General features: G+C 62.9%; 19 protein-coding genes. 10 read left to right on the forward strand and 9 right to left on the reverse strand.

Translation table 11 applies throughout. The annotated features are described in order from the left end of the window. Positions 1 to 238: 238 nt before the first annotated feature. Positions 239 to 1,741 carry an NCS2 family permease gene (locus M2368_RS10285; RefSeq protein ID WP_332498715.1) on the reverse strand — a complete coding sequence of 501 codons (1,503 nt, stop codon included), beginning with the start codon at positions 1,739 to 1,741 and terminating at the stop codon, positions 239 to 241. Positions 1,742 to 1,753: 12 nt separating this feature from the next. Beyond that, complete coding sequence (locus M2368_RS10290) at positions 1,754 to 2,239, reverse strand: nucleoside deaminase (protein WP_105656196.1); 486 nt, start codon at positions 2,237 to 2,239, stop codon at positions 1,754 to 1,756. Positions 2,240 to 2,675: 436 nt separating this feature from the next. Between M2368_RS10290 and M2368_RS10295 the strand changes: the two genes are divergently transcribed. Genes M2368_RS10295 through M2368_RS10305 form a run of 3 tightly spaced genes read left to right on the forward strand, consistent with a single transcriptional unit; the run spans position 2,676 to position 7,709 of the window. After that, positions 2,676 to 4,085, forward strand: a complete 1,410-nt coding sequence (locus M2368_RS10295; RefSeq protein ID WP_105656195.1) for an MFS transporter — start codon at positions 2,676 to 2,678, stop codon at positions 4,083 to 4,085. Between the two features lies 1 nt (position 4,086). Continuing rightward, positions 4,087 to 6,222 carry a molybdopterin oxidoreductase family protein gene (locus tag M2368_RS10300; RefSeq protein WP_426733451.1) on the forward strand — a complete coding sequence of 712 codons (2,136 nt, stop codon included), beginning with the start codon at positions 4,087 to 4,089 and terminating at the stop codon, positions 6,220 to 6,222. Next, complete coding sequence (locus M2368_RS10305; RefSeq protein WP_105656193.1) at positions 6,219 to 7,709, forward strand: FAD-dependent oxidoreductase; 1,491 nt, start codon at positions 6,219 to 6,221, stop codon at positions 7,707 to 7,709. The genes M2368_RS10300 and M2368_RS10305 overlap by 4 nt, the downstream gene beginning before the upstream one ends. 263 nt (positions 7,710 to 7,972) lie before the next feature. On the opposite strand, the gene nirD is transcribed toward M2368_RS10305, so the two are convergent. Further along, positions 7,973 to 8,350: a nitrite reductase small subunit NirD gene (gene nirD / locus M2368_RS10310; RefSeq protein ID WP_105662151.1), complete on the reverse strand. Its 378-nt coding sequence runs from the start codon at positions 8,348 to 8,350 to the stop codon at positions 7,973 to 7,975. A gap of 358 nt (positions 8,351 to 8,708) precedes the next feature. Here nirD and nirB point away from each other — a divergent pair, with 358 nt between their 5' ends. Beyond that, positions 8,709 to 11,324: a nitrite reductase large subunit NirB gene (gene nirB / locus M2368_RS10315; RefSeq protein WP_105656192.1), complete on the forward strand. Its 2,616-nt coding sequence runs from the start codon at positions 8,709 to 8,711 to the stop codon at positions 11,322 to 11,324. Positions 11,325 to 11,347: 23 nt separating this feature from the next. Here the strand turns inward: nirB and M2368_RS10320 are convergent, their stop codons facing one another. After that, complete coding sequence (locus tag M2368_RS10320; RefSeq protein ID WP_105656191.1) at positions 11,348 to 12,337, reverse strand: aldo/keto reductase; 990 nt, start codon at positions 12,335 to 12,337, stop codon at positions 11,348 to 11,350. A 133-nt stretch (positions 12,338 to 12,470) separates the two neighbouring features. Between M2368_RS10320 and M2368_RS10325 the strand changes: the two genes are divergently transcribed. Next, positions 12,471 to 13,361, forward strand: coding sequence for an SPFH domain-containing protein (locus tag M2368_RS10325; protein WP_105656190.1), 891 nt, complete (start codon positions 12,471 to 12,473; stop codon positions 13,359 to 13,361). Between the two features lie 73 nt (positions 13,362 to 13,434). Here the strand turns inward: M2368_RS10325 and M2368_RS10330 are convergent, their stop codons facing one another. The 5 genes from M2368_RS10330 to M2368_RS10350 all read right to left on the reverse strand — a co-directional run bounded on the left by M2368_RS10330 (position 13,435) and on the right by M2368_RS10350 (position 21,129). Beyond that, positions 13,435 to 14,916: a nucleobase:cation symporter-2 family protein gene (locus M2368_RS10330; RefSeq protein ID WP_105656189.1), complete on the reverse strand. Its 1,482-nt coding sequence runs from the start codon at positions 14,914 to 14,916 to the stop codon at positions 13,435 to 13,437. Positions 14,917 to 15,074: 158 nt separating this feature from the next. After that, entirely contained in the window at positions 15,075 to 17,396 is a 2,322-nt protein-coding gene (locus tag M2368_RS10335) for an FdhF/YdeP family oxidoreductase (protein ID WP_105656188.1), read from the reverse strand. 57 nt (positions 17,397 to 17,453) lie between these two features. After that, a complete protein-coding gene (gene fdhD / locus M2368_RS10340; RefSeq protein WP_105656187.1) occupies positions 17,454 to 18,281 on the reverse strand; it encodes a formate dehydrogenase accessory sulfurtransferase FdhD in 828 nt (275 codons plus the stop codon). A 170-nt stretch (positions 18,282 to 18,451) separates the two neighbouring features. Next, complete coding sequence (locus M2368_RS10345; RefSeq protein WP_105656186.1) at positions 18,452 to 20,110, reverse strand: BCCT family transporter; 1,659 nt, start codon at positions 20,108 to 20,110, stop codon at positions 18,452 to 18,454. Between the two features lie 44 nt (positions 20,111 to 20,154). Beyond that, entirely contained in the window at positions 20,155 to 21,129 is a 975-nt protein-coding gene (locus M2368_RS10350; protein ID WP_105656185.1) for a flavin reductase, read from the reverse strand. A gap of 128 nt (positions 21,130 to 21,257) precedes the next feature. Between M2368_RS10350 and M2368_RS10355 the strand changes: the two genes are divergently transcribed. The 5 genes from M2368_RS10355 to M2368_RS10375 are packed head-to-tail and all read left to right on the forward strand — an operon-like array spanning position 21,258 to position 25,471. Continuing rightward, on the forward strand, positions 21,258 to 21,956 hold the full coding sequence (locus tag M2368_RS10355) for a GntR family transcriptional regulator (RefSeq protein ID WP_105656184.1): 699 nt from the start codon (positions 21,258 to 21,260) through the stop codon (positions 21,954 to 21,956). A gap of 30 nt (positions 21,957 to 21,986) precedes the next feature. Continuing rightward, positions 21,987 to 22,655, forward strand: coding sequence for an amino acid synthesis family protein (locus tag M2368_RS10360; RefSeq protein WP_105656183.1), 669 nt, complete (start codon positions 21,987 to 21,989; stop codon positions 22,653 to 22,655). Further along, entirely contained in the window at positions 22,652 to 23,203 is a 552-nt protein-coding gene (locus M2368_RS10365; protein ID WP_133834116.1) for an amino acid synthesis family protein, read from the forward strand. The genes M2368_RS10360 and M2368_RS10365 overlap by 4 nt, the downstream gene beginning before the upstream one ends. A gap of 34 nt (positions 23,204 to 23,237) precedes the next feature. Beyond that, positions 23,238 to 23,990: an alpha/beta fold hydrolase gene (locus M2368_RS10370; RefSeq protein WP_133834117.1), complete on the forward strand. Its 753-nt coding sequence runs from the start codon at positions 23,238 to 23,240 to the stop codon at positions 23,988 to 23,990. After that, positions 23,987 to 25,471, forward strand: a complete 1,485-nt coding sequence (locus tag M2368_RS10375; RefSeq protein WP_332498711.1) for an aldehyde dehydrogenase — start codon at positions 23,987 to 23,989, stop codon at positions 25,469 to 25,471. Before M2368_RS10370 ends, M2368_RS10375 begins: the two co-directional genes overlap by 4 nt. The last annotated feature ends 3 nt before the right edge of the window (positions 25,472 to 25,474 follow it).

Consider the following 25,474-nt stretch of genomic DNA (forward strand, 5'->3'; position numbering starts at 1 on the left):
ACGCACCATGAATGAATTGGATGATGGGTGGGATCTGGCGCCCTGCCGGAGGTTCCAGGCTCGTCCAGGGCGCCGCCGCGTGCTGCGGCGGGATCAGTTTCCGTGCGCTATCTGGCCCTTGGACCAGGCGAGGCATCCGCCCATGATTACCCTCCAGAATTCGGATCATTCACATCCATGCAAACCATCAAGGTGAGCCACCTCACCTCAGTGGATCCTTACTATAGCCCGTATCAACTCAGGCCAGTAGGGCCGTAATCGGGCCCCGTGCGAAGTACACCAGGAAGCCCAGCGCCACCACCCACAGCAGCGGGTGGATCTTGGCATACCGCCCGGCCGCGGTGTTCACCACCACCCAGGCGATGAACCCTGCGCCAATGCCATTGGCAATGGAGTAGGTCAACGGCATGGTGATCAGGGTGAGGAACGCCGGCATGGCGCTGGAGAACCGCTTGAAGTTGATCTCGCGGATCTGCGCGCACATCAAGGTGCCCACCAGAACCAGTGCCGCGGCAGCCACCTCGATGGGAACCACGGAGGTCAGCGGCGTGAAGAACATCGAACCCAGGAACAGCACGCCGGTGATGACCGAAGCCAGCCCGGTGCGCGCTCCTTCCCCGATGCCGGCCGCCGAATCCACGTAGACGGTATTGGAGGAGGACGAGCCCATGCCTCCGGCCACCGCGCCCAGGCCCTCGACCACGAACGCGGCCTTCAGCCGCGGGAAGGTGCCGTCCTTGCGCGCCAGACCGGCATTCTTGGCCAGTCCGGTCATGGTGCCCATGGCGTCGAAGAAGTTCGTGAACACCAAGGTGAACACCAGCATCGTCGCCGCCAGCGCGCCGATCCGCCCGAAGGATCCGAACAGGTCGAACTCCCCGGCCAGCGACAAATCCGGCAACGAGACGATATTTCCCTGCAGCACCGGCATGTTCAGGTGCCAGCCATGCGGGTTATCCGCGCCGGCTGGCCCGATCCTGAACACCAGCTCGGCGATCATCGCCAGCACCGTGGAGATCACGATGCCGATCAGGATCGCGCCCTGCACCCCGCGGGCCACCAGCGCGCCCATGATCAGCAGGCCCACCACGAAGACCATGGTCGGGATCGAGACGATCGACCCGCCATCGCCCAGCTGCACCGGAGGCCCGGCGGCGGTACGGGTGACGAAGCCGGAGTCCACGAACCCGATGAAGGTGATGAACAGCCCGATGCCCACCGTAATGGCGGCCTTCAGATCCTTGGGGATGGCCCGGAAGATCGCGGTGCGCACCCCGGTCATCCCGAACAGGACGATCAGCACGCCGTTGACCACCACCAGTCCCATGGCCTCGGGCCAGGTGACGTCCTGGATCACCGAGACGGCTAGGAAGGAGTTGATGCCCAGCCCGGCGGCCAGGCCGAAGGGCAGGTTGGCGATCAGCCCGAACAGGATGGTCATGGCCCCGGCAGTCAGCGAGGTCATGGCCCCGACCTGCGCGGCCGGAAGCCAGTTGCCGGCCACATCCACGGGTGCGGCCTCGGCGCTGAATCCGCCGAGGATCAGCGGGTTGAGGATCACGATGTAGGCCATCGTGAAGAAGGTGACGATCCCGCCGCGCAATTCCCGCGCCAGCGTGGACCCGCGTTCGGTGATGCTGAAGAACGCATCCAGGATGCCGCCCGGCCCACCCGGCCGGCGCGGCTTGCTGCCGCGCTGCGTGCCCTGGGGGCCAGCTGGCAAGCGACTTGTCGTGGTCATGGTCCTGGACCTTTAGTAGTCGGTCCGGGATTCTTGCGAATCCCATGCCTTGAACGGCAACAGGTGCTCGCCGCCTTCGGACTGGAAGCAGTTCACCGGCATCAGCGAGCGGTTGGATTTTGCTTCGAAGTAGTCGTAGAACACCGCGTCGTCGAATCCGGCGGCAGCCGCATCATGCCTGTTGGCCGCGAAGAAGACCTTGCCGATGCGTGCCCACAGCGAGGTGGCCAGGCACATTGGGCAGGGTTCGCAGCTGCTGTAGAGCACGCAGCCGCTCAAGTCGAAGGTCCCCAAGGCGGCGGCCGCGGTACGGATGGCCACCACTTCGGCGTGCGCCGATGGATCATTGTTGGCCGTGACGCGGTTGACCCCTTCGAAGACCTGGCCGTCGGGGGCGACCACGACGGCGCCGAAAGGCCCGCCGGCGTTGTGGACATTTGTGGTGGCAATATCGATGGCCATCGAAAGATAGTCTTGGCCAGTGGTAGTAACGCTCATCGCGTGGCTCCTCATGCTTTGGACAAGAGAACCGCAGCGCGCTGCTTGGCGCTAGCTACCGGTTGCGCTTGTCACCTGAAATCGATCAGTTGCATGCCCGGTAGATAGCGACCCATCAGGTGGGTGCCCGCCATAGACAGCTACGAGATTATCAGCGGATTGTGACGCACGCAACAATTCTTTTGAAATCTCTTTTTCGCATCATGAACAAAAACTTGCCGTCTTGCCGCTCATCCCCTCTCCCACTAGCAGCGATCCGACGGGACTGGCCCCTCCCTCCAGCGCCGCGACTCCCGAAGCTGGATCCTTGCCCCGGCGCTCGGGTTTCCAACACATTACAGCCGCCTATCGGCGCACCGATCCGGCGGGTGAATTTAAGTTCCCTTCGGCGCAACAACCTGAGCACCTAGGCGAAATACCTCTTTGAGAAGCTCAGATGCATCAAGTGCTAGAGAAGGGATCGGATAACGTGAGCGCACAGCTAGAAGCATCTGACACATCGCAGGCACTGCAAGTGCAACCGGGACGCTGGGTCAGCAACTGGACCCCGGAGGATCCAGAATTCTGGAAGCGCACCGGATCTGCGGTAGCCAGCCAAAACCTCAAGTGGTCCATCTTCGCCGAGTTCCTCGGATTCAGCGTTTGGCAGCTTTTCGCCATTGTCGTGGTCTATCTTCCAGTAGCGGGATTCAGCTACAGCACCACGCAGCTGTTCTGGCTGATCTCCATCCCGAGCCTCGTCGGTGCCACCTTGCGCATCCCCTACACGTTCATGGTGGCCCGTTTCGGCGGGCGCAACTGGACGGTCATTTCCGCGCTGCTCCTGCTGATTCCGGCCGGCGGCATTTCGCTGGCCCTGGCTGATCCGTCCACGCCATTCTGGGTCATGCTCAGCCTTGCGGCGCTGACCGGCTTCGGCGGCGGAAATTTCGCTTCCTCGATGGCTAATATCACCTATTTCTACCCCGCTTCCCGCAAGGGATGGGCGTTGGGCCTCAACGCCGCCGGCGGCAACCTCGGCGCGGCGGTCGCCCAGCTGCTTGTACCGGTCATTGTCACGGTCTTCGCCGCCGGGGCGTTGCAGCTTCCGCTGGCAGGGATGCTCTGGATCCCGTTGATTCTGCTCTCCGCATGGGGTGCCTGGAAATACATGCACAACCTGTCGTCGGCCCGCTCAGATATCCGCGGCGCCATTGCCTGCCTGAAGGTAAAGCACCTGTGGATCATCTCCGCACTGTATGTGGGAACCTTCGGCTCCTTCATCGGATTCTCGGCAGTATTCCCCAAGCTGATCGTTGACACTTTCCCCGAATACGCGGCCTTGCCGTTGGGCACCGCAACCATCACCTTGGCCTTCCTTGGCCCGCTGGTCGCGTCCCTGGCCCGTCCATACGGAGGCAAGATCGCTGACAAGCTCGGCGGCGCACGCATCACCGTGGCGACTTTCGGAGCCATGGCCTTGATTACCGCTGCGCTAGTGCTCAGCCTGCCACGGGCCAACTTCTGGATGTTTCTATTCCTGTTCTTGCTGCTCTTCACCGCAAGCGGCATCGGCAATGGCTCGACCTACCGCATGATCCCGGCAGTCTTTGCCCTGAGCGACGAGGGAAAACAGGCAAGCCAGGTGGATTCTTCGCGCAAGGCGGCCGCCGCTCTCGGTTTGATCTCGGCCATTGGCGCCTACGGCGGCTTCCTGATTCCCCAGGCCTTGGGACTGTCCTTATCCAGCACCGGCGCCTACACCACGGCGTTCATCATCTTCATCGCGGTCTACCTGCTGCTCATGGCCACCGCATGGTTCGCCTATGCACGCTCAGGCACCCGTTTCGCCCAGCACGGAGTCTAGGATGACCGACACTCATTGCCCCTATTGCGCCCTGCAGTGCGGCATCACCTTGGAATCCAACCAGCAGGATCACGGCACCGAACCGGTGAGCCTGAGGGGACGGGACTTCGAGACCAATGGCGGGGCGCTGTGCCGCAAAGGCTATAGCGCCGCCACGCTGCTCGATCACCCAGAACGCCTGCAATCACCCCTGCTCCGCCAGCCCGATGGAAGCTTTGCCCCGGTTAGCTGGGAGCATGCGCTGGATCTGGTTGCCGAAAAGGCGCTGGGCATCCGGGCCGAATCCGGAGCCGACGCACTCGCGGTCTTCGGTTCCGGTTCGCTGACCAATGAAAAGGCCTACCAGCTGGGCAAGTTCGCGCGGCTGGCCCTAGGTACCTCGCGGATCGACTACAACGGACGGTTCTGCATGTCCTCGGCAGCCGCCGGCACCAACCGCGCCTTCGGCTTGGACCGGGGATTGCCTTTCCCGCTGGCTGATCTGGATTCGGCCGGGATGATCCTGATGCTCGGTTCCAATGTCGCCGATACGATGCCGCCCTTTGTCCGGCATCTGGCCGGAGCCCGTGAGAACGGCGGGCTGATAGTGGTTGATCCGCGGCGTTCTGCAACAGCCAAGCTCTGCGCCGATAATGCTGGCTGGCACCTGCAGCCAACCCCGGCCACCGACCTACCGCTGCTGCTGGGCTTGGCCCACGTGCTGATGGCCGAGTCCCTGGCCGATACCAGCTACTTGGCCGCCCGCACCAACGGTTTCGATTCTTTGAAAGCCTCCTTAGCCAGCTGGTGGCCAGAACGCACCGCCCAGGTCACCGGTGTTCCTGCCGAGCAGATCCGGCACACCGCCCGGGCCTTGGCGCAGGCAGCCAGCGAAGCGAAGGCCGGCGGCAAGCCGGTCTACATCCTCACCGGCCGCGGCATCGAGCAGCATTCCAACGGCACCGATACGGTCACCGCCGCGATCAACCTCGCGCTGCTGCTCGGCTTGCCCGGAACCCTGGCCGGCGGCTACGGCACCATCACCGGCCAGGGCAACGGGCAGGGCGGTCGGGAACACGGGCAAAAGTGCGACCAGCTTCCCGGCTACCGCAAGATCACCGACCCGGAACACCGTGCGCATGTAGCCCGCGTCTGGGGTGTTGACCCCGAAACCATTCCCGGTCCCGGGCTTCCCGCCGTTGAACTCCTCGACGCGCTAGGTACCCCCACCGGTCCGCGCATGCTGATGGTCCACGGGGCCAACCCGGTGATCTCCGCACCCGATGCGTCGCGCGTGATCCACGCACTGTCCAGGCTGGATTTCCTGGTGGTCTGCGACTTTTTCCTCTCGGAGACCGCAGCCCAAGCGGACCTGGTCTTGCCGGTGCTGCAATGGGCTGAAGAAGAAGGCAGCATGACCAACTTGGAGGGGCGGATCCTGCGCCGCCGCGCTGCCTTGGCGGCACCGGAACATGCGCGCGGCGAACTGTGGATCCTCGCCCAGCTCGCCCAACGCCTGGATGCTCCCGGCCACTTCTCCCCCGATGCCCGAGAAGTCTTCGAAGAACTCAAATTGGCTTCAGCCGGTGGACTAGCGGACTACTCGGGAGTGCGTTGGGATGACCTCGATGCCGGGGCGGCCATCTACTGGCCGTGCCCTGCAGGCACCGAGGTGAAGGCCGAGCGCGGCATCCGCAATGGAACCCCTCGGCTATTCCTTAACGGTTTTGCCCATGCGGATCGGCGTGCAGTGCTGGTGCCAGTTGCTTTCCAATCGGAGCCCCGGATGAGTAAGTCGGCCGTGTCCCTGGTGACCGGCCGGCTGCTGGAGCACTACCAGTCTGGCGCCCAGACGCGCCGGGTCCCCGAGCTGGTCCAGGCCGCACCGGAACCGCTGCTGGAAATCCATCCAGCAACCGCGCTGGCCCACCGGATTGTCCAAGGACAAAAGGTCGTGATCAGCAATGAACGCGGTGAAGTCACCGCCCGCGCACGGCTGACCGTTGATGCCCGGCTGGACACGGTCTTCTTGCCCTTCCACTACCCGGATTCCGGTACCGCAAACCTGCTGACCGAGGCGAAGGTCGACCCGCGCAGCAAGATGCCGGAATTCAAGCACGCCCATGTTTCGCTGAGCGCTGTGAAAGAGGAACAATGAACGAGCAACGCCCGCAACGCATTATCATCATTGGCTTCGGCCCCGTCGCCGCGTCCCTTGTCGAAGGGCTGCTCCCGGCAGCGGCGGCCGGCCACTGCGCCATCACCATCATCAGCGCCGAAGACCACCTGGCCTACAACCGTGTGCTGCTCGCTGAACTGGCAGTGGGAGCCGCCGAGTTCGGGCATTTGGGCATGGTGGATCCGCAGCGCTTGGCCGATGCCGGAGTCGACGTGCGCTTGGGCGTGCAGGCTACCGGCATCGATCGCTCACGGCGCCGGATCCATCTGGGCGGCAACGACTATGTGTCCTACGACCGGCTTGTTTTCGCCACCGGCGCCCGAGCGGTAATCCCCACGCTCAACGGCCTGAATTTCGATCCGCACGCTGATGCTTCACTGCCAGCCGGAGTTTTCGCGCTGCGCACGGTGGATGACGCCCACCAGCTGCGGGAATCGATCGGTCTGGGCCAACGCATTTTAATTCTCGGCGGCGGAGTTCTGGGTATCGAGGCGGCCTTGGCCATTGCGCGCACCGGCGCCCAACCGGTGCTGGTGCATCATGGTCCGGCTCCCTTGGGACGCGTCGTGGATGCAGATGGAGGGGCGCTGCTGACGCGTAATCTGCGTGAAGCAGGTGTCGAGGTGATCCCTGGTGCGAAGGCCAGTGGCATTCAGAAGGATGCACAGGGTTTCACCGGCCTGATGACTTCCACCCACGGACTGATCCAGGCTGATGCCCTGCTCATTTCCACGGGTGTGAGAGCCAGAACAGAGCTGGCCTCGGGCTGCGGATTACCGGTGGGCCGCGGTATTAAGACTGATGAATTCCTTTGCGCCGATACCGAGCAGCGAATTTTCGCCCTCGGCGACTGTGCCGAAGTTGCCGGACAGCCACCGGTCGGACTGCTGGCCCCGGGCTGGGCACAAGCCGCATGGTTGTCCCAGCAGTTGTTGCGGCTGGCTGGTTCCTCTGGCTCCGAGCCGCTTGCTGCCCCGGACTTCTCTGCTTCTGATGTATTGATGCTCAAGGGACAAGGCATCGAGCTGACTGCAGCCGGCGATATCAGCGCCGGTTATTGGGACGATACCGATCTGCAGGCAACCGTCTATGCAGATCCTGCGCGCGGACGGTACCTGAAGATCGTCACCCGGCAGGATACGGTCACCGGATTCCTGGCCATGGGATTGCCGCAAACCAGTGCCGAACTCGTGCTGGCCTATGAACGGGCCACCGCGTTGCCTGAAGACCGTTCGGCCCTCTTGCGGCTGGATGATCCGGCAACGGATCAAATCGCTGCTATCCCCAGCGATGATGATCAGCTGTGCCGCTGTTCGGGCGCTACCTACGGCCAGGTAACCCATGCTGTAGGCGCTGGTTGCACCACCGTCGCCGAGGTCGGCGAGAACTGCCGTGCGGGCACCGGATGCGGCGGGTGCAAAGCGAAGATCGAAGAGTTGCTGGCCAAGGCGCCTGCCCTGGCGTAATGGCTCCAATGGGCGGTCGGCTCCCAGCTAGCTGGCCGCCCTTGCCTATGCCCGGCCGGAACGCAAAATCGCAGGGACGAAAGCCGTGAGCTTTCGTCCCTGCGTTTGGATGATGATGCGAGTTGCCTTATTCTTGCACGCCACCGCTGGAAAATGCGATAGCCGGAGCTAGTTGGTTGCAAGCGAATCCGTCTCGTCGTTCAGTTCGTACCAGCCTTGCCAGGCCGAATGCTCGACGTTCAGGCTGCGATCTGATTTGATACTCATTTGCTCTGCTCCATCCATAGCTGTCCCTCGATTTCCATGAGCCGCTGCACTGGCAGCGGCAGCGAATCGGCGTTCAGGCATTCGCCGGTATCCAGTCGGTACACTTCCTTGTGCAGCGGGCAGGCAACGGTGGCCACGCTGGTTCCTTCGACCATGGTGTCGCCCAGAATGCCGCGGGCCATGACCTTCGCGCCGCTGTTCGGGCAGTGATGCGAGGTTGCGTAGAAGGCATCTTCTTCGGTACGGAACAGGGCTAGCTGTGTGGCCTCGAGCCACAGCGCTTCTCCCCATCCACGCTCCAGCTCTGCACTGCGGCAAAGCGGAGCCAAGCTCAAAGTAGCTTCACGGGTGTCTTCTGCAATTTGCGTGCTCATGAACGTAAGCCCTTCGTGGTTGGCATCTGCTGACATACCGAGCTTAGAAGCCGCATGTTTCGCCCGATGCTTCCAGCCGTTGCCAGTCCGTAAAGCATGCCTAACAGCAAAAATGGGCACCGTGAATCCTGGATTCTCCCGGAAATCCGCTGGTTTATCCTGTCCAATTGCCTTTGCGCAACGATTGCCCATTGCGAATGATTCGAATATGTTTCAGCCGCTTCACCTGGCTTTCGTCTGATGGTGGAGAGAATTGCTCCGGCCGAAACACAAGGGTAATTGCGGCGCAAAGCATGCTTTCTACAGTGGACTCATCAGCCTGAAACTCACCGTTTCCCAGCGAAAGTCGAAATTGATCATGGGTACTCCACACAATGCACGCAACATCCTGGTTATCGGCGGCGGTCCCGCAGCCCACCGCTTCACCGAAGCCCTGGCCAGCCGCGCACCGCAGGATCTGAGCATCACGGTATTGACCGAAGAAACCCACCTTCCCTATGATCGCGTGGCGCTCTCCCAGGCGTTAACCAACCCCGGAGTCGATCTCACCCTCGGCGATCCGAAGCTCTGGGAAGCCGAGCATGTCGCCTTGGAAACCAACGCCAAGGCCATCGCTATCGACAGCACCAAGCGGACGGTCACCACGGAAGACGGACGCATCTTCAGCTACGACGAATTGGTGCTGGCCACCGGTTCCAACGCGGCCACGTTGCCAATCGCCGGCAACGAGCACACCTTTGTGTACCGCACGCTGGAAGATGTCTGGTCCATCGCGCAGAAGGTCAAGGAACTTTCAGCTTCCCTGGGCCGCACCCCGGTGGTAGCTACCATCGGTGGCGGGCTGCTCGGTTTGGAAGCTGCCGCGGGTGCCCAAGCACTGGGTGCGGAGGCAGTAGTCATTGATGGCGGCAAATGGCTGATGGGCACCCAGCTGGATGAAGGCGCTGGCCAGGCCATGGGCCGGCTCATCGAGCAAACCGGATTCACCGTCCACAACGGCGTTTTCCCGCAAGAAATCCTGACCAGCCAGGAGTCTGGCAGCACGGCTGTCACCGGCGTGCTGATGGCTGATGAACGCACCATCGATGCGGATATAGTGGTCGTTTCGATCGGTGTTCGTCCCCGCGATGAGCTGATCCGCAATTACAACGCGGCCCTTGACGAAGCAGGCAGCCCGGCACCCCGTTTCGGCATGGGCCCCCGCGGCGGCGTGGTCATCGACGCGCATTGCGCCACCGATATCGAGCACATCTGGGCTATCGGCGAGGTCGCGAACTACGAGGGTTTCTGCATCGGCCTGGTCGCTCCGGCCAACGCCATGGCGGAAATAGTGGCCGAACAGCTGGCCGGGGGCGAAGCCGAATTCGCTGGCTTCGACACCGCCACCAAGCTCAAGCTCTCCGGTGTGGACGTGGCCAGCTTCGGCGATGGCTTCGCCCGCGCCGAGGGGGCGCTGGAAGTGGTCTATGCCGATGCCCCGCGTGGCCTGTACCAGAAGCTCGTGGTTTCCTCCGATGCCAAGACACTGCTCGGCGGCATTTTCGTTGGCGATGCCACCCCGTACCAGTCGCTGCGTCCTTTACTCGGACGGGAGCTGCCCGGCGAACCAGGCGCGTACCTCAGCGCCTTGGGCGGCGAAGCGCCGGAGGGCGAACTGCCCGATGATGCGGTGCTGTGCTCCTGCAATTCGGTCACCGCCGGCACCATCCGCGATGCCGTTTCCGGTTGTGGTTGTTTCGAGGGCGAAGCTCCGGTGACCACCGTTTCCGGGTTGAAGGGGTGCACCCGTGCCGGCACCCAGTGCGGGTCCTGCGTGCCGATGCTCAAGAAGCTCATGGAAGCGCAGATGCTCAAGGACGGCGCGGAAGTTTCCACCGCCCTGTGCGAGCATATTTCCTTCTCCCGTCCGGAGCTCTACGAAGCCATCCGCGTGGCCGGGTTGCAGGCCTTCGGCGAGGTGATGGAACGCTTCGGCACCGGCCAGGGCTGCGATATCTGCAAGCCGGTGATCGCCAATATCCTCTCCTCGCAGACCAGCGCCCACCCGATGGATGCAGGTCTTGCCGGCGCCCAGGACACCAACGACCGCGTGCTGGCCAATATGCAGAAGGACGGCACCTACTCGGTGGTGCCGCGCATCCCGGGCGGGGAGATCACCCCCGAGAAGCTCGGCGTGATTGCAGCGGTGGCGCAGAAATACGGCCTGTACACCAAGCTCACCGGCGGCCTGCGCATCGACATGTTCGGCGCCCGCTTGGAGCAGCTGCCCGAGATCTGGCGCGAGCTGGTGGACGCCGGCTTCGAATCGGGCCAGGCCTACGGCAAGTCGCTGCGCAATGTGAAGACCTGCGTCGGTTCATCCTGGTGCCGATACGGCATGCTCGATTCCACCGCGCTGGGCATCGAAATGGAGCTGCGCTACCGGGGCCTGCGGGCACCGCACAAGCTGAAGATGGGCGTTTCGGGCTGTGCCCGCGAGTGCGCCGAGGCCCGCGCCAAGGACATCGGCGTGATCGCCACCACCGATGGCTGGAACCTGTATGTGGGCGGCAACGGCGGCGCCAACCCGGCCCATGCCCAACTGCTGGCCGGCGGGCTGGATGATCAAACGCTGTTCAAGTACATCGACCGCTACCTGATGTACTACATCCGCACCGCGGACAAGCTGCAGCGCACCGCGCATTGGCTGCAGGACCTGGATGGCGGATTGGAACGGGCCAAGCAGGTGGTGATCGAGGATTCGCTGGGCCTGGCCGACGAGTTGGAAGCGGCCATGGAAACCCACGTGGCCAACTACGAGGACGAGTGGGCCGCCACCTTGGCCGACCCGGTGAAGCTCAAGCGCTTCCGTTCCTTCGTGAACACCGCCGCACCGGATACCGAGCTGGAATATGTTTCCGAGCGCGGACAGCAGCGCCCCGCCGAGCCGGTGGCACTAGGTGCCAGCATCCCGGTCGGGGCGCCGCAAGGCTAGGAACGGCATCCCACCCGTGCTGCCTACCAGCGCGGGTGGATCTGTTCGCGCAGCTTGGCGTCGTAGAGGTCGCGGACCGAGGCGTTGAATCCCTCGGAGATCCGCAGCGAGCCGGCAGCCGCGTTCGCGCGGGCCTGCTGTGCGTTGCGGGCTCCGGGGATGATGGTGCTCACCCCGTCCTGGGCGGCCAGCCAAGCCAAAGCCACCTGGGCACTGGTGGCTTCGGGCGCCTCGGCGGCAGCCAGCTTGGCGAACTCGCCAGCGGCTTGAAGACCGGTGGCGTAGTCCACGCCGGAGAAGGTCTCCCCGACGTCGAAGGAGGAGCCGTCGCGGTTGAAGTTGCGGTGGTCGTCCTTGGCGAACTCGGTCTGCAGGGTGTAGCGGTTAGTCAGCAATCCGCTGGCCAGCGGCACCCGGGCGATGATCCCCACCCCTGCCTCGCGGGCTGCTGGAAGCACGGTTTCCAGCGGCTTGTGGCGGAAGGCGTTGATGATGATCTGCACGGTGGCAATGTTCGGGCGGGCAATTGCCGCCAGCGCCTCATCCACGGTTTCCACCGAAACGCCGTAGTTGGCCATCCGGCCTTCATCCACCATGGTGTCCAGCGCATCGTAGATCGCATCGGTGGAGTACACCGGGGTTGGCGGGCAGTGCAGCTGGACCAGGTCCAGGGTGTCCACGCCCAGGTTCTTGCGGGAGCGGTCATTCCACGCGCGGAAGGCATCCAGGTTGTAGTTCTCCGGCAGCTGCTCGACACGGCGGCCCATTTTGGTGGCCACGGTGACCCCGGCATCCGGGTTGGCCTTCAGCCAAGTGCCGATCAGCTGCTCGCTGCGGCCATCGCCGTAGACATCGGCGGTGTCGAAGAAGTTCACCCCGGCTTCGTAGGCGGCATCGAGTACGGCTAGCGCGTCGGTCTCGTCTACCGAGCCCCAGTCAGCGCCTAGTTGCCAGGTGCCCAGGCCAATGGCCGACACGTTGCGGTGGGTACGTCCAAGTTCTCGTTTTTGCATGCCTCCGAGTCTAGTGCCCGCAGTGCATATTTCCGGTCGATGGCAGATCATTCTGCTGTGTTGCGGTGTCTGAATTTGTTCTCAATTATCTAAACGATAGAATATAAATTACCGTCACACCATCGAGGAGATCATGTTCCCCACTATTCTTGCGGTCATTTGCGCCGTCGTAGGATTGCTCGTCATGCTTGCCAGCAAATCCATGAAGCCAGAAAACAAGAACCGCTCTTCCACGCGCTTCACCGGAATCAGCATCTTCATCGTCTCGCTGATCGTGCTGGCCATCATGTCAACCACCATCGTGCAGCCACGCACTGTAGGCGTGAAGGTCGCGCTGGGCAAGCCGACCTCCGTGGTGAGCAACGGCTTCCACCTGAAGTGGCCATGGGAAAAGGTCGAGAAGCTGGATGGCTCGGTGCAGAACGACGTCTACTCCGCCAGCAGCGCCATCCCGGTTCGCCTGGGCAACAACGGCCGAGCCGACGTTGACGCCTCGATCCAGTGGCAGCTGAAGACCGACGATGCGATGGACGTGTTCCTGGATTACCGCACCTTCGAGGGCATCCAGTCCAACCTCGTCGACCGCAACTTCCGCGCCGCATTGAACGAGGTCATGGCCACCTATGATCCGCTGGAATACGGCGAACCGGCCAGCGGCGGCCAGGACTTGGAGGGCCTGGCGAAGTCCGTCCAGGAAAAGATGCAGGCCAAGGTCAAGACCCAGATCGAGATCCGCTCGGTTACCTTGCCGATCATCAATTTCGACGAGCCGACGCAGAACCGCATCAATGAACTGCAGGCGGAAACCGCCAAGACCCGCGTGGCCCAGCAGCGCAAGCAGACCAGCACCGCTGAAGCCGAAGCCAACAAGATCCTGGAACGCTCGCTGACTCCGGAAACCCTGACGTCCAAGTGCCTGGATATCGTCGCCGAATCCGGCCAGAGCCCTATCGGCTGCTTCCCGAATTCAGGGGTCCAGCCCATCACCATGACCGGTGATAAGCAGAAGGACTCCAACCAGTAGCAGCCTTCACGCCAAACGCCCCAGTTCACGCTTGTGAACTGGGGCGTTTTGCTCTTCGGATTCGGAGTTGCCGCTAGCCCTGCGGCATCGGACGGTCACCGGCGTGGCCTGGCTGCTCCGAGATGACCTGGATTTCCAGGCCCTTCGAGTCGTACAGCTTGCCATCGATCAGGCGGTCGCCGTCTTCAAGGCCGGCCAGCTGGTACTTGTAAACGGTGCGCAGCGACGTTTCCTTCTTGCCCCAGTTCAGCTCGTTGAAGATGATGTTCAGCAGCACCGCCATGATGGTGGCCGAGGAGATGCTCGACTGGAAGATGGTGCCAACCCAGGCAGGGAATTCGGCGTAGAAGTCGGGCTTCACCATGGGAATGCAGCCGAAGGCCAGCGAGGTCGCGATGATCAGCATGTTCATGTTGTCATCCTTGGCCTTGGCCAAGGTGCGGATGCCTGCGGCCGCTACCGAGCCGAACAGCACCACGCCGGCGCCGCCCAGCACCGGGGAGGGGATGGAGGCGACCACGCGGCCAAGCACTGGCAGCAGGCCGAGGACCACCAGGATGCCGCCGCCGGCGGCCACCACGAAGCGGCTCTTCACACCGGTAATGGCCACCAGCCCGACGTTCTGCGCGAAGGCGGACTGGGTGAAGGTGTTGAAGATCGGGGCGACGGTGGAGGAGAGCATGTCGGCGCGCAGGCCGTTGGCGATGCGCCGCGAATCCACCTTGGATCCGGTCACTTCGGCCACGGCGAGCATGTCTGCGGTGGTTTCGGTATAGGTCACCAGGATGACGATCATCATCGAGATGATGGCACCGATCTCGAAGACCGGGGCGCCGAAGGCGAACGGCGTGGGAACCGCGAAAATGTCGCCGGTGAGCACCTGCGAGAAATCAGCCATGCCCATGAACACGGCCACCAGGGTGCCCAGGGCAATGGACAGCAGGATCGACAGGCGCGAGAGCGCAGGGATGCCGGACTTGGACAGCGCCAGCAGGATCAGCAGGGTAATGGCGGCCAGCGCGATGTTCTTGATCGAGCCATAGGAATCCCCTGCGCCCGCCCCGCCCATGGCCCAGTCGGCGGTGACCGGGAAGAGCGAGACGCCGATAATCGTGATCACCACGCCGGTGACCACCGGCGGGAAGAAGCGCAGCAGCTTGGCGAAGAACGGGGCGATGACAATGCCTATGGCCCCCGAGGCGAGCACCGCGCCGAAGACTGCCGGCATGCCTCCCCCGCCGTTGAGGATGGCGATCATGGTGGCCACGCCGGAGAAGGAAGTGCCCTGGACCAGCGGCAGCTGGGCGCCGAAGAATGGCACGCCCAGGGTTTGCAGGATGGTGGCCAGGCCGCCGATGAACAGGCAGCTGGCGACGAGCACGCCCATTTCGGCCGTGTCCATTCCCGCAGCCCCGCCCATCACCAGCGGCGGGGCAATGATGCCGCCGTACATGGTCAGCACATGCTGGAAACCGTAGGCCACGGTTTTCGGCGCGGGCAGGCGTTCGTCTTCGGGTCTGATGCTCTCAGCGGATTGGCTGCGGGCAGCACTCATGGGGAGTTTCCTCTTCGGTGGACTGCGGATTGGCGCACCCCATGCGTTCGGGATGCGCCCCGCCGTCAATTCTCCCGCACAAGCCCGCCAGGTTGACAGCTGGTGAACCCCAAATGGCTGCGAGGTGCATTACGTCAAGCGCTTAGCACTGCTCCAGTTCAGCTATCCAGCGTGCGTCCGGGCTGCTGGGTGTGCTCGACGAAACGCACCATCATCGCCTTGAAACCCGGGGTATTGGACTCGCGGGCCACCAGATCGCGGTGCACCAGCGCGTTGGCCTCCGGGTAGTAGGCCGCCACGCAGCCCTTGGCCGTCGGGTAGGACACCAGGCGGAAACGGTTGGCGCGGCGCTCGGAGCCGGCGAAGGTGGAGATCACGTCCACCAGGTCGCGGTCGCTGTACCCGGTCTCGGCCAGGTCCTCCGGGTTAATCAGGATGACCCGGCGGCCATCCTTGATCCCGCGGTAGCGGTCATCGAGCCCGTAGAAGGTGGTGTTGTACTGGTCGTGGCTGCGCATGGTCTGCAGGATCAGGTGGCCTTCGGGGGCTTCCAAGGCCTCGAACTCGGAGACGGTGAAGCGGCCCTTGCCGATGTCCGTGGCAAAGGAGCGGGTATCGCGCGGCGGATTGGGCAGCACGAAGCCGTTCTTTTCCCGCACCCGGGTGTTGAAGTCCTCGAAGCCGGGCAGCACCTTCTCGATGTGGTCGCGGATCACGTCGTAGTCCTCGGCCATGGCACGCCAGTTGACCGGGTGCCCATCGCCCAGGATGGCCTGGGCCATGCGGGCAACGATGACCGGTTCGGCCAGCAGGTGCTCGGAGACCGGGGTGAGCCGGCCGCGGGTGGACTTGATCACCGACATGGAGTCCTCCACAGAAAGGAACTGCGCACCGGTGGGGTGCTTGTCGTCCTTGTCGGTGCGGCCCAGGGTCGGCAGGATCAGCGAGGTCTTGCCGTGCACCACATGCGAGCGGTTGGGCTTGGTGGAGATGTGCACGGTCAGCTTGGCACGCTGCATGCCCGCCTCCAGCGCTTCGGTGTCCGAGTTGGCCAGGGCGAAGTTGCCGCCCATGGAGACGAATACGTCCACTTCGTCCTTCTCGAAGGCATGCAGGGCCTCGGTGGAATCGTAGCCGTGGGCGCGCGGGGATTCGATGCCGAATTCGGCGTCCAGCGCTTCGAGCAGCTGCTCGCCGGGCTTCTCCCAGATGCCCATGGTGCGATCGCCCTGCACATTGGAGTGCCCGCGCACCGGGCAGGCGCCAGCACCTGGCTTGCCGAAGTTGCCCTGCAAAAGCAGCAGGTTGATGATTTCCTTCAGCGTCGGCACCGAGTGCGGCTGCTGGGTCAGGCCCAGCGCCCAGCAGATGATGGTGGCCTTGGACTTGGCCAGCAGCATCGCGATCTCGGTGATCTGGGTGCGGGTCAGTCCGGTGGCCTCCTCGGTAGCTTCCCAGTCCAAGGTGGCGCGCGCGGCCTGGTAGGCCTCGAACCCGTCGGTGACCGCGGCGATGAACTCGTGGTCCACCACGGTGCCCGGATGCTTCTTCTCTTCTTCGAGCAGCAGGTGGCCGAAGGCCTGGAACAGGGCCAGGTCGCCACCGACCTTGATCTGCAGGAAGTCGCTGGAAATCGGGTCGGCCTTGCCCAGCATGCCGCCCACGGTCTGCGGGTCCTTGAACCCGAAGAAGCCTGCCTCCGGCAGCGGGTTCACGGCAACGATGCGGGCGCCGCGCTTGCGCGCATCGGCCAGCGCGGAGAGCATGCGTGGATGGTTGGTGCCGGGGTTCTGGCCCACCACGAAGATCAGGTCCGCATGATCGAAGTCTTCCAATGACACGGTGCCCTTGCCGATGCCGATGGTCGGGTTCAGTGCGCTGCCCGAGGATTCGTGGCACATGTTCGAGCAGTCGGGCAGGTTGTTGGTGCCCAGCGAGCGGGCGAGCAGCTGGTACATGAACGCGGTCTCGTTCGCGGTGCGCCCGGAGGTGTAGAACACGCACTTGTCCGGGGTGGTCGCGTTCACGTGCTCGGCGATGGTCGAGAAGGCCTGCGCCCAACTGATCGGGGAGTAGTGGGTCTCCCCCTCGCGAATGATCATCGGAGCGGTGATCCGGCCCTGCGAGCCCAGCCAGTATTCGGTCTTGTCGCGCAGGTCCTCGATGGAGTGCTGCGCAAACCACTCCGGGGTGACGGTGCGGGCGCTGGCTTCCTCGGCGATGGCCTTGGCGCCGTTCTCGCAGAACTCGGCGGGCTTGCGCTTGCCGGTGATGGATTCAGGCCACGCGCAGCCCGGGCAGTCGAAGCCGTCGTGCTGGTTGACGCGCAGCATCGAACGCAGGGTACGCGACGGGCCGGCTTCGGCGAAGCCGCGCTCCATGGATACCATCACGGCCTTCAAGCCGGCGGCGGCGTGCTTGGGTTCGCTGACCTTCAGTTCATCTTCGTTGATGTCCTTTTTGGGTGCCGAACGATGCATGAGACCCTCCTATTGGTAGCGCGGCCGGTACTGATATCCAGCTCACATATTACAAGGCTACGCCCTGATCACCCGATCCGCATGTGTATAAATGTTCACGCTGTGCCTGCGGGAAAAAGCGGCCAGCGTCAGACCCGATTCCTCGGCCAGGTCAGCGGCCAGCGACGAGGGCGCGCTGACCGCTGCGAGCACCGGAATTCCGGCCATCGCGGCCTTCTGCACCAGTTCGAAGGAGGCGCGTCCGGAGACCTGCAGGACGGTGTCGCCCAGTGGCAGCAACCCGTCGCGCAGGGCCGCTCCGATGACCTTGTCCACCGCATTATGACGCCCGACGTCTTCGCGCAGGATCAGCAATTCCCCGGCGGTGGAGAACAATCCGGCCGCGTGCACTCCCCCGGTGGCGGAGAACAGCTGCTGCGATTCGCGCAAGGTGTCAGGCAGGCCCAGCAGCGTTTCCAGCCCAACCCGCCCCGATTCAGGGGAGGGTGCGAAGGCGGCTTTCTTGCGCACTTCGTCAATGGAGTTGGTGCCGCAGATCCCGCAGGCTGAACTGGTGACCACATTGCGGGCAGCCAGGAGATCAGGATGCTTCGCCCCCGCGCCCAGCTGCACCTCGATGACGTTATAGGTCTGGTTGCCTGCTTCATCGGTGCCGGCGCAGTAGCGCAGGGAGGCCAGATGCTCGGGCGCGGAAATGATTCCCTCGCCCACCAGGAATCCGGTGACCATGTCGAAGTCGTCGCCCGGGGTGCGCATGGAGGTGGTGTAGGAGGTATGGCCGAAGCGGATCTCCAGCGGCTCCTCGCCAGCCAGCTTCTCCTCGCGGACGCGGGAGCCCTCCAGCGTTGCCCTGACCACGCGGCGGCGCACGATCTTGCGACCCATTTAAACGCTCCTTGTGCTACATCTTGCGGCTTCCGCCGCTTGCCGCATACTGCTAGAGGACACTCTACGTTTACAGACCCCGGCTCGGCCAACCCCCATGCTGGATTGAGGCAAATCCAAGGCTCCACCGGGGCCGCAATTCGCTGGGCCCAACTATTTCGCGGTGCTGCCTAGCCTGCTTCGTTGCCGTCTCCACTCGGCGCTGCAGCTTCCAGCAAAGGTGCCTGCAGGCGCGTGTCGCAGCGCAGCTCCCTCATAAGCGACATCCCCAGCAGCGTCACAATCACCGTGAACGGCACCGCCGAGAGGATGGCTGCCTGTTGCAGGGCCTCGAGCCCGCCCACCAGCAGCAACACGATCGCGCAGACGCCGGTGAGAAGTCCCCAGACCACTAGGACCGGCCTCTTGGGGTACATATTTCCGCCGGAGGTCAGCGTGCCCAGAACATAGGTATTGGAATCCGCGCCGGTAATGAAGAACAGCACCACGAGAATTACTGTGAATGCCGAGGTCACTTCCGGTATCGGCAGTTCGGCCAGCATCGCGAAGAAGGTGCTGTTGGTGTCTTCCAACGTTGCCTGGCCGATCCCAGAGCTGCCGGTCATCTCCTGGTGGATCGAGGTGCCACCGAAAATGCTGAACCAGATGCTGAAGACCAGAGACGGGACACCCATCACCGCAATAACGAATTCGCGAATGGTCCGGCCCTTGGAAATCCGCGCCAGGAAGATGCCGACGAAGGCGCCCCAGCTCAACCACCAGGCCATCATGAAGTACGTCCACCATTGCATCCACTGCAAGTCTTCGGCTCCAGAGGGAGTCAGCAGCGCCACGGCCGGGAACTCGCCCAGGAACTGCCCCATGGAACGGAAATAGATGTTGGAAATAAATCCGGTGGGACCGGAAACCAGGACGAAAACCCCGATGGCGGCGGCACCGATCATGGTGCCCTGGCTGAGCCATTTGATGCCCTTGCCAACGCCGGAAAGCGCCGAGAGAGTGAATACGATGGTAACGCCTGCAATGATCACGATCTTGACGAACAGATCCGTGGGAATCCCGAACAGGCTGTTCAGCCCCTCGGCGATTTGCGAAGCGCCCAAGCCCAGGGAAGTGGTCGTGCCGAAGAGGGTGGCCAGCACGGTGAACACGTCAATGGTCTTCCCGAGCCATCCGTCCATGGATTTTCCAAGAACTGGCCTGAGCATCACCGAGACGAGTCCCGAGTTGCCCCGGCGGTGCGTCGAGTAGGCAATGGCCAGGCCGAACACGCCGAACAAGGCCCAGGCGTTCGGACCCCAGTCGAAGTACGAGAACTGCAAGGCCAGCACTGCCGCATCCATGCTTTCCGGCTCCGCCCGTCCGTGCGGAGGGACCATGAAGTGGCTCATGGGTTCGGCCGCGCCATAGCTGATCAACCCGATGCCCATCACGGCACCGAGAATCATCGCGATCCAGGCCCATGTGGAGAACTCGGGCCGGTCCGCGTCCTTGCCCAGCCTGATGCCTCCGTAGCGCGAAAAGGCCAGGAACAGCATCAGCACGATGCAGCCGAGAGTCACCAACAGGTAGCTCCAGCCAATGTACTGCGCTGACCAGGTGGATGCCCCGGACATCAGTTCATTGAGCCGGCCCGGTGCAATAGCCGCCCAGAGCACGAACACCACGACCAGCGCCAGCGAAACGAAAAGGACACTGCCCGGACGCTGGAGTTGCTTGTAGACCTGTTTCGATTCGTTCTTGTCCGCGGCCCGGCGCAATTTGCCGCCGGTGAGCGTGGGCCCTCCGCGTGGCCCCTTGCCCTGCTTTTCGTTGGTTTCGGTTTTCATGGCTCTCACACTTCGTTGTATTGGAGGAATCTGCCGACGCCGGGCTATAGCGCGGTCAGTTCGGCGCCGTCGTAGAACCGGCCGGCCTTGTAGACCATCGGCTCAAGCTGGGCGACTTCGGAATGCTTTACCTTGGCGATGAACACGGTATGGGTCTTGGCTTGGAAGCGCTCCTTGATTTCTGCTTCGATGGAAGCGGCCGAGCCATCGATCAGCGGGCTGCCGTTCGGCCCCTGATGCCATTCGAGCTCGGCGAACTTGTCATCACCCTTGGAAGCGAAGGTGCCCACGGTGTCGCGCTGCCCGTTGCTCATGATGTTGATGCCCAGATGGGTGGACTTGAACAGCGATGCATAGGTGCTGGTGGTCTTCTGCACGCACACCAGCACCAGAGGCGGCTCGAGCGAAACTGACACATATGAATTTGCGGCTAGCCCGCGAGGCTTGCCATGTTCATCCATGGTGGTCACGACAGTCACGCCGGTAATGAATTGGCGGTTGAACCCCTTGAGCGCATCGAGATTCGGCACGCCGCTCAAATCGTCCACTACCACGCCATCATCCGTGGACTCGAAGGCGGACTTGAGCGATGGGACCCCCACGTCTTCGAGCAGCTCGCTCTGGTCCCAAGTCACCTGCTCCGAGATGATTTTCCCGTCCTGGACTTCCATCAGGTTGGAACCGCGGGTTTCCACGGTGTTGCCCGTGGCCGGCACACCCTGCAGATCGTTGGTGAACGTTCCGGTGGTGTGCCAGAAAATCGCGATGGACTGCTCCTGCTCATCCACGAGCAGATGGTCGATTTTTGTCACCAGATCAGGGAAGGCCTCCCGCACGGACAAAATCTCTTGCTTCAGCTCTCGGATGGTGGTGACGTTTTTGGATTTCTTGCTGATTCGCCGGAAGTCCGCGTGGAAGATCTCGTCCAGTGCATCGACCTGGCCCCGATCCCATGCCGCTTCCCAGGCGTTGACGAGTGATTCTTTGACAGGCTGGAGTGAATTTACAATTTGTTGCATGCAAGAAATGCTAGCAAAGGTTGTGACGGAGTCAACATGTTTCAGGAAATTCTCTTAAATTTAGCGGATTCAAGGCGATTCCTTGAATTTCTGTTGCATACAAGAGAATCTATGGATAGAGTTCTTGTATGCAAGAGAGTTCAAGCGTGGAATCAAAAACCAGGAGCACCCCGGAGACGCCGTTGCTGGGCCGGCTCCGTCAAATGATCGTCACTGGAGTTGTTCAACCCGGAGACCTATTGGCAGAGACAGCCCTGGCGCAAGACTTCGAGGTCAGCCGTACTCCAATTCGAGAAGCATTGAAGCAGCTGGAGCGCGAGGGCCTAGTTGAGGTGCGTTCGCGGGTTGGAACATTCGTCAGGAAGCCCACCCAGCGCGAAATTCACGAGATGTTTTCCCTGAAGGAGGCCTTCGAGGGACTAGCCGCTGGCCTGCTGGCCAGACGTGGAGCCGTACCTGAATTGGAGCAGCTCAAGGAAAACGTTGCACGCAGCCAACGGGCCGTCGAGCGCGGCGACGCGGAACTCTATTCGCAACTGGTCCATGAATTCCACAGCACGTTGGTTGCCGGGGCTGACAACAGGAAGCTCACCGAGCACTATGACCTGTTGATGAACCAGCTGGCCTACCATCGCATCGTTTCGCAGACCCTGAGCTTGCCCGGGCGCTTGCAGAATTCGAAGGACGAGCACCAGGCAATCATCGACGCCATCAGCTCCAAAGATCCGTTGGCCGCAGAACTTGTGATGCGCAGGCATGTTGCCGCATCAAGCCAGTCGGCGGCCCTGGCCGCAATGAAAGAAGAAGACGAAGAACAACCGGGTTAGCCCCAAAAAAGCCATGCAAAGGAATACCAGATGAATTCTCCACTGGCCCAGCCGCCTCAGCTCATTGATTTGAGCACCCGATCAACGCTCGAAGACTACCAGGATTTGGCCCAGGCCATTGGTTTGCGCAAAATCTCGTGCACGGTGGAAGAAGTTCCCCACCACGAATTAGGCAGCATCACCCGCGCGACCGCCACCGCAGTCATCCCCAATCCTTGGCTCGGCACTGGAACGTCGCAAGATTTATCCGAGCGGACCGAGGCCATCGCCCCATTGCTCGCCAAGCTGCTGTCGGATCGCCTGCTCAATGCCCTGGGCGGAGCCGAACAAGTTGAAGCTTTCGGCAAGGCCGCATTGGTTGGCAGCGATGGGGAATTGGAGCATGCCGGAGCGCTGATCCACACCCCGTTCTTCGGCAACCTGCTGCGCGAAGCCCTCGGCGGCACCTCGATCATCTGCTTTGTCGACGGCCGCGGCGTTCCTGGTGAATCCCTGCGAGTACCGATGTGGCATAAGACCGCAGCTGCCACCCGAACCCACTACCAGACCCTGGAGCTGTCCTTGCCCGATGCCCCGCATGCTGGCGAGATCGCGGTCATTGCCGCGGCATCAAGCGGCCCCCGGCCACATGCACGCATCGGCGATCGAACCACCGACCGAACGGTCACTTCCGAAATACTGAAGGGAATACAACTATGAACTACCGCAAACTGGTAACCATCGTCGAGGAAATTGCCACAGAGGGCGGACGCCCGGTGGATCCGGTAGCCCGCGTGGTCATTGTCGCCGCCGTATTCGACAACCCGTGGGCAGGGCAAGGATTCGTCGAGGACTTGAACCCGGGAATCGACTCGGTCGCCTCGGACCTCGGAGCGCTGCTGGCACCGCGGGTCATCGAAGCGCTGGGCGCCCCGCTCCAGGCCTATGGCAAGGCTGCAATCGTCGGCCTTGACGGTGAAGTCGAGCACGGCTCGGCCCTGATCCACACCCTGAAATTCGGCAACCACTTCCGCGACGCAGCCAAGGCCACCACCTTGCTGCCGGCCGTGGAAAAGCGCGGACAGGCCGGAGTGCAGTTCGACATCCCGCTCAAGCATTTCACCGATGCCACGATCCGCTCGCACCACCAGAGCGTCGAGGCCAGGATCGCCGATGCTCCGCATCCTGGCGAAATCCTGATCGCCCTGGCCGGCGCAACCCGTGGCCGGCCGCAGGAACGCCTGGCCCCGCTGTCCACCGAACAGTAGCAGAGCGCATCAGCCGGAACGGAGCGAAGCACGCATGACAAGCACGAAGCAGCCATTGGTTGTCCTCCTGCATGGAGTCGGATTGGACCGGACCATGTGGAAGCCGCTGCGCGAGCAGCTGGCGCACCAATCAGTGGCCCTGGACCTGCCTGGGCACGGGTTACGCCCGCCCCTGCGCAGCGAGCAGAATCTGGCGAGCTTGGCCGCCGATGTGCTCGAACGCCTTGAAACTCGCGAGCCTGTGCATCTTGTGGGATTCTCGCTCGGTGCCTTGGTTGCCCAGTACCTTGCGCGCTTCGCTCCCGGGCGCGTGCTGACCTTGTCTGCGGTGAACTCCGTATGCCGGCGCACCGCCGAAGAGTCGACCGCGGTGGAAGAGCGCCTGGCTACCGCCGGCACGAACTTCTCCCAGGGAGTGGACCGCGCCATCGAACGCTGGTTCCCGGCCGCGGCCACCACGGTGGACGCGCAGCTCATCGAGGCTACGCGCCAAACTATGGCGGGCAACGATCTCGAATCCTATCTGCACGCCTACGCGGTTTTCGCCCGCGGTGACCAGGAGATTGCCGGCGAACTCGATGCGATCAAGCAGCCGACACTGGCCATCACCGGCGAGCTGGATCCCGGATCGACCCCGGAAATGTCCCGCCGGCTGGTTGCCGCTGTGCCGCAGGGGCGGCTGCGCATCATCCCCGGAGCACGGCATATGCTTCCGGTCGAGAATCCGCTGGCCTTGGCCGCGGAATTGAACAGTTTTTTCAGCGATAACGAAGGGAAACAGGCATGAGCGAGCGTTACATGCATTTCATCAACGGAGAGCACATCGCTCCCAGCGAAGACCGTTTCTTCACCAGCTCCAACCCGGCAACCCTCGAAGATCTTTACGAGGCCGCGCGCGGCAATGCTGAAGATGTGGACCGTGCTGTCAAAGCCGCCCATAAGGCATTCTCCGCGCCCTCGTGGAGCGCCCTGAGCGCCACCGCCCGTGGACATCTGCTGCGCCGCCTAGGCGATCTAATCGGTGAGAATGCCGAGAAGTTGGCCCGCTACGAATCCTTGGACAACGGCAAGCTGCTGCGCGAAATGCGGGGCCAGCTGGCCACCCTGCCGGAGTACCTCTACTACTATGCCGGGCTGGCCGACAAAGTGCAGGGTTCCCAGATCCCAAGCATGAATCCGGTGATTCTAAACTACACCCAGCGCGAAGCGCTCGGCGTGGTCGGGGCTATCACCCCGTGGAACTCGCCTCTGACTTTGACCACTTCGAAGATCGCCCCTGCGCTGGCTGCCGGGAACACTGTGGTGATCAAGCCCAGCGAATACACCTCGCGCACGGTGCTGCTGCTGGCTGAGCTGGCTGAGCAGGCCGGATTCCCTCCGGGCGTCATCAACGTGGTCACCGGGTTCGGGGCCGAGGCCGGCGCGGCGCTAGTCAGCCACCCACTGCTGGCCAAGATCTCCTTCACTGGTTCTACGGCCACCGGCTCGAAGATCGCCGCCGAGGCGGCCGGCCGCTTCATCGGCTGCACCTTGGAGCTGGGTGGCAAGAGCCCGAACATCGTCTTCGACGACGCCAACGTCGCCAACGCGGCTATGGGCGTGGTGGCCGGCATCTACGCCGCGGCCGGCCAGACCTGCATTGCCGGCAGCCGGGTCTTCGCCCACAAGTCTGTCTACGACGAGCTGCTGGAACGGGTTACCGAACGTGCCAAGTCCATTGTCATCGGAGACCCGCTCTTGGATGCCACCGAGCTAGGCCCGCTGGCGTTCGCCGACCAATTGGAAAAGGTCGCTTCCTATGTGAAGATCGGCGCAGACGAGGGCGCCAAAGTACTGGCCGGCGGCACCCGCCCCGAAGGCCTGGACCTGCCGGGCTACTATTTCTCCCCCACTGTGCTCACCGACGTCAATAACGACATGCGCGTGGTCCGCGAGGAGATCTTCGGCCCGGTGGCTGCGATCATGCCCTTCGAGCACGAAGACGAGCTGCTGTCCATGGCCAATGACACCGAGTACGGGCTGGCCGCCGGCGTGTGGACGCAGAACCTTGCCCGCGCCCATCGCATGGCCCGGAGGCTGGAGGCCGGCACGATCTGGGTGAACACCTACCGCGCGATGTCCCCGATGTCCCCTCGCCAAGGCTTCAAGAACTCGGGCGTCGGCATCGAGCACGGCCTCGAATCCATGAACGAATACACCCGCCTCAAGAGCGTATGGATCAACACGGACGAGTCCCCCGTCGCAGATCCGTTTGTGATGCGCGGCTAAGGA

Source organism: Arthrobacter sp. JUb119 (assembly GCF_024807995.1).
Taxonomy (GTDB): domain Bacteria; phylum Actinomycetota; class Actinomycetes; order Actinomycetales; family Micrococcaceae; genus Glutamicibacter.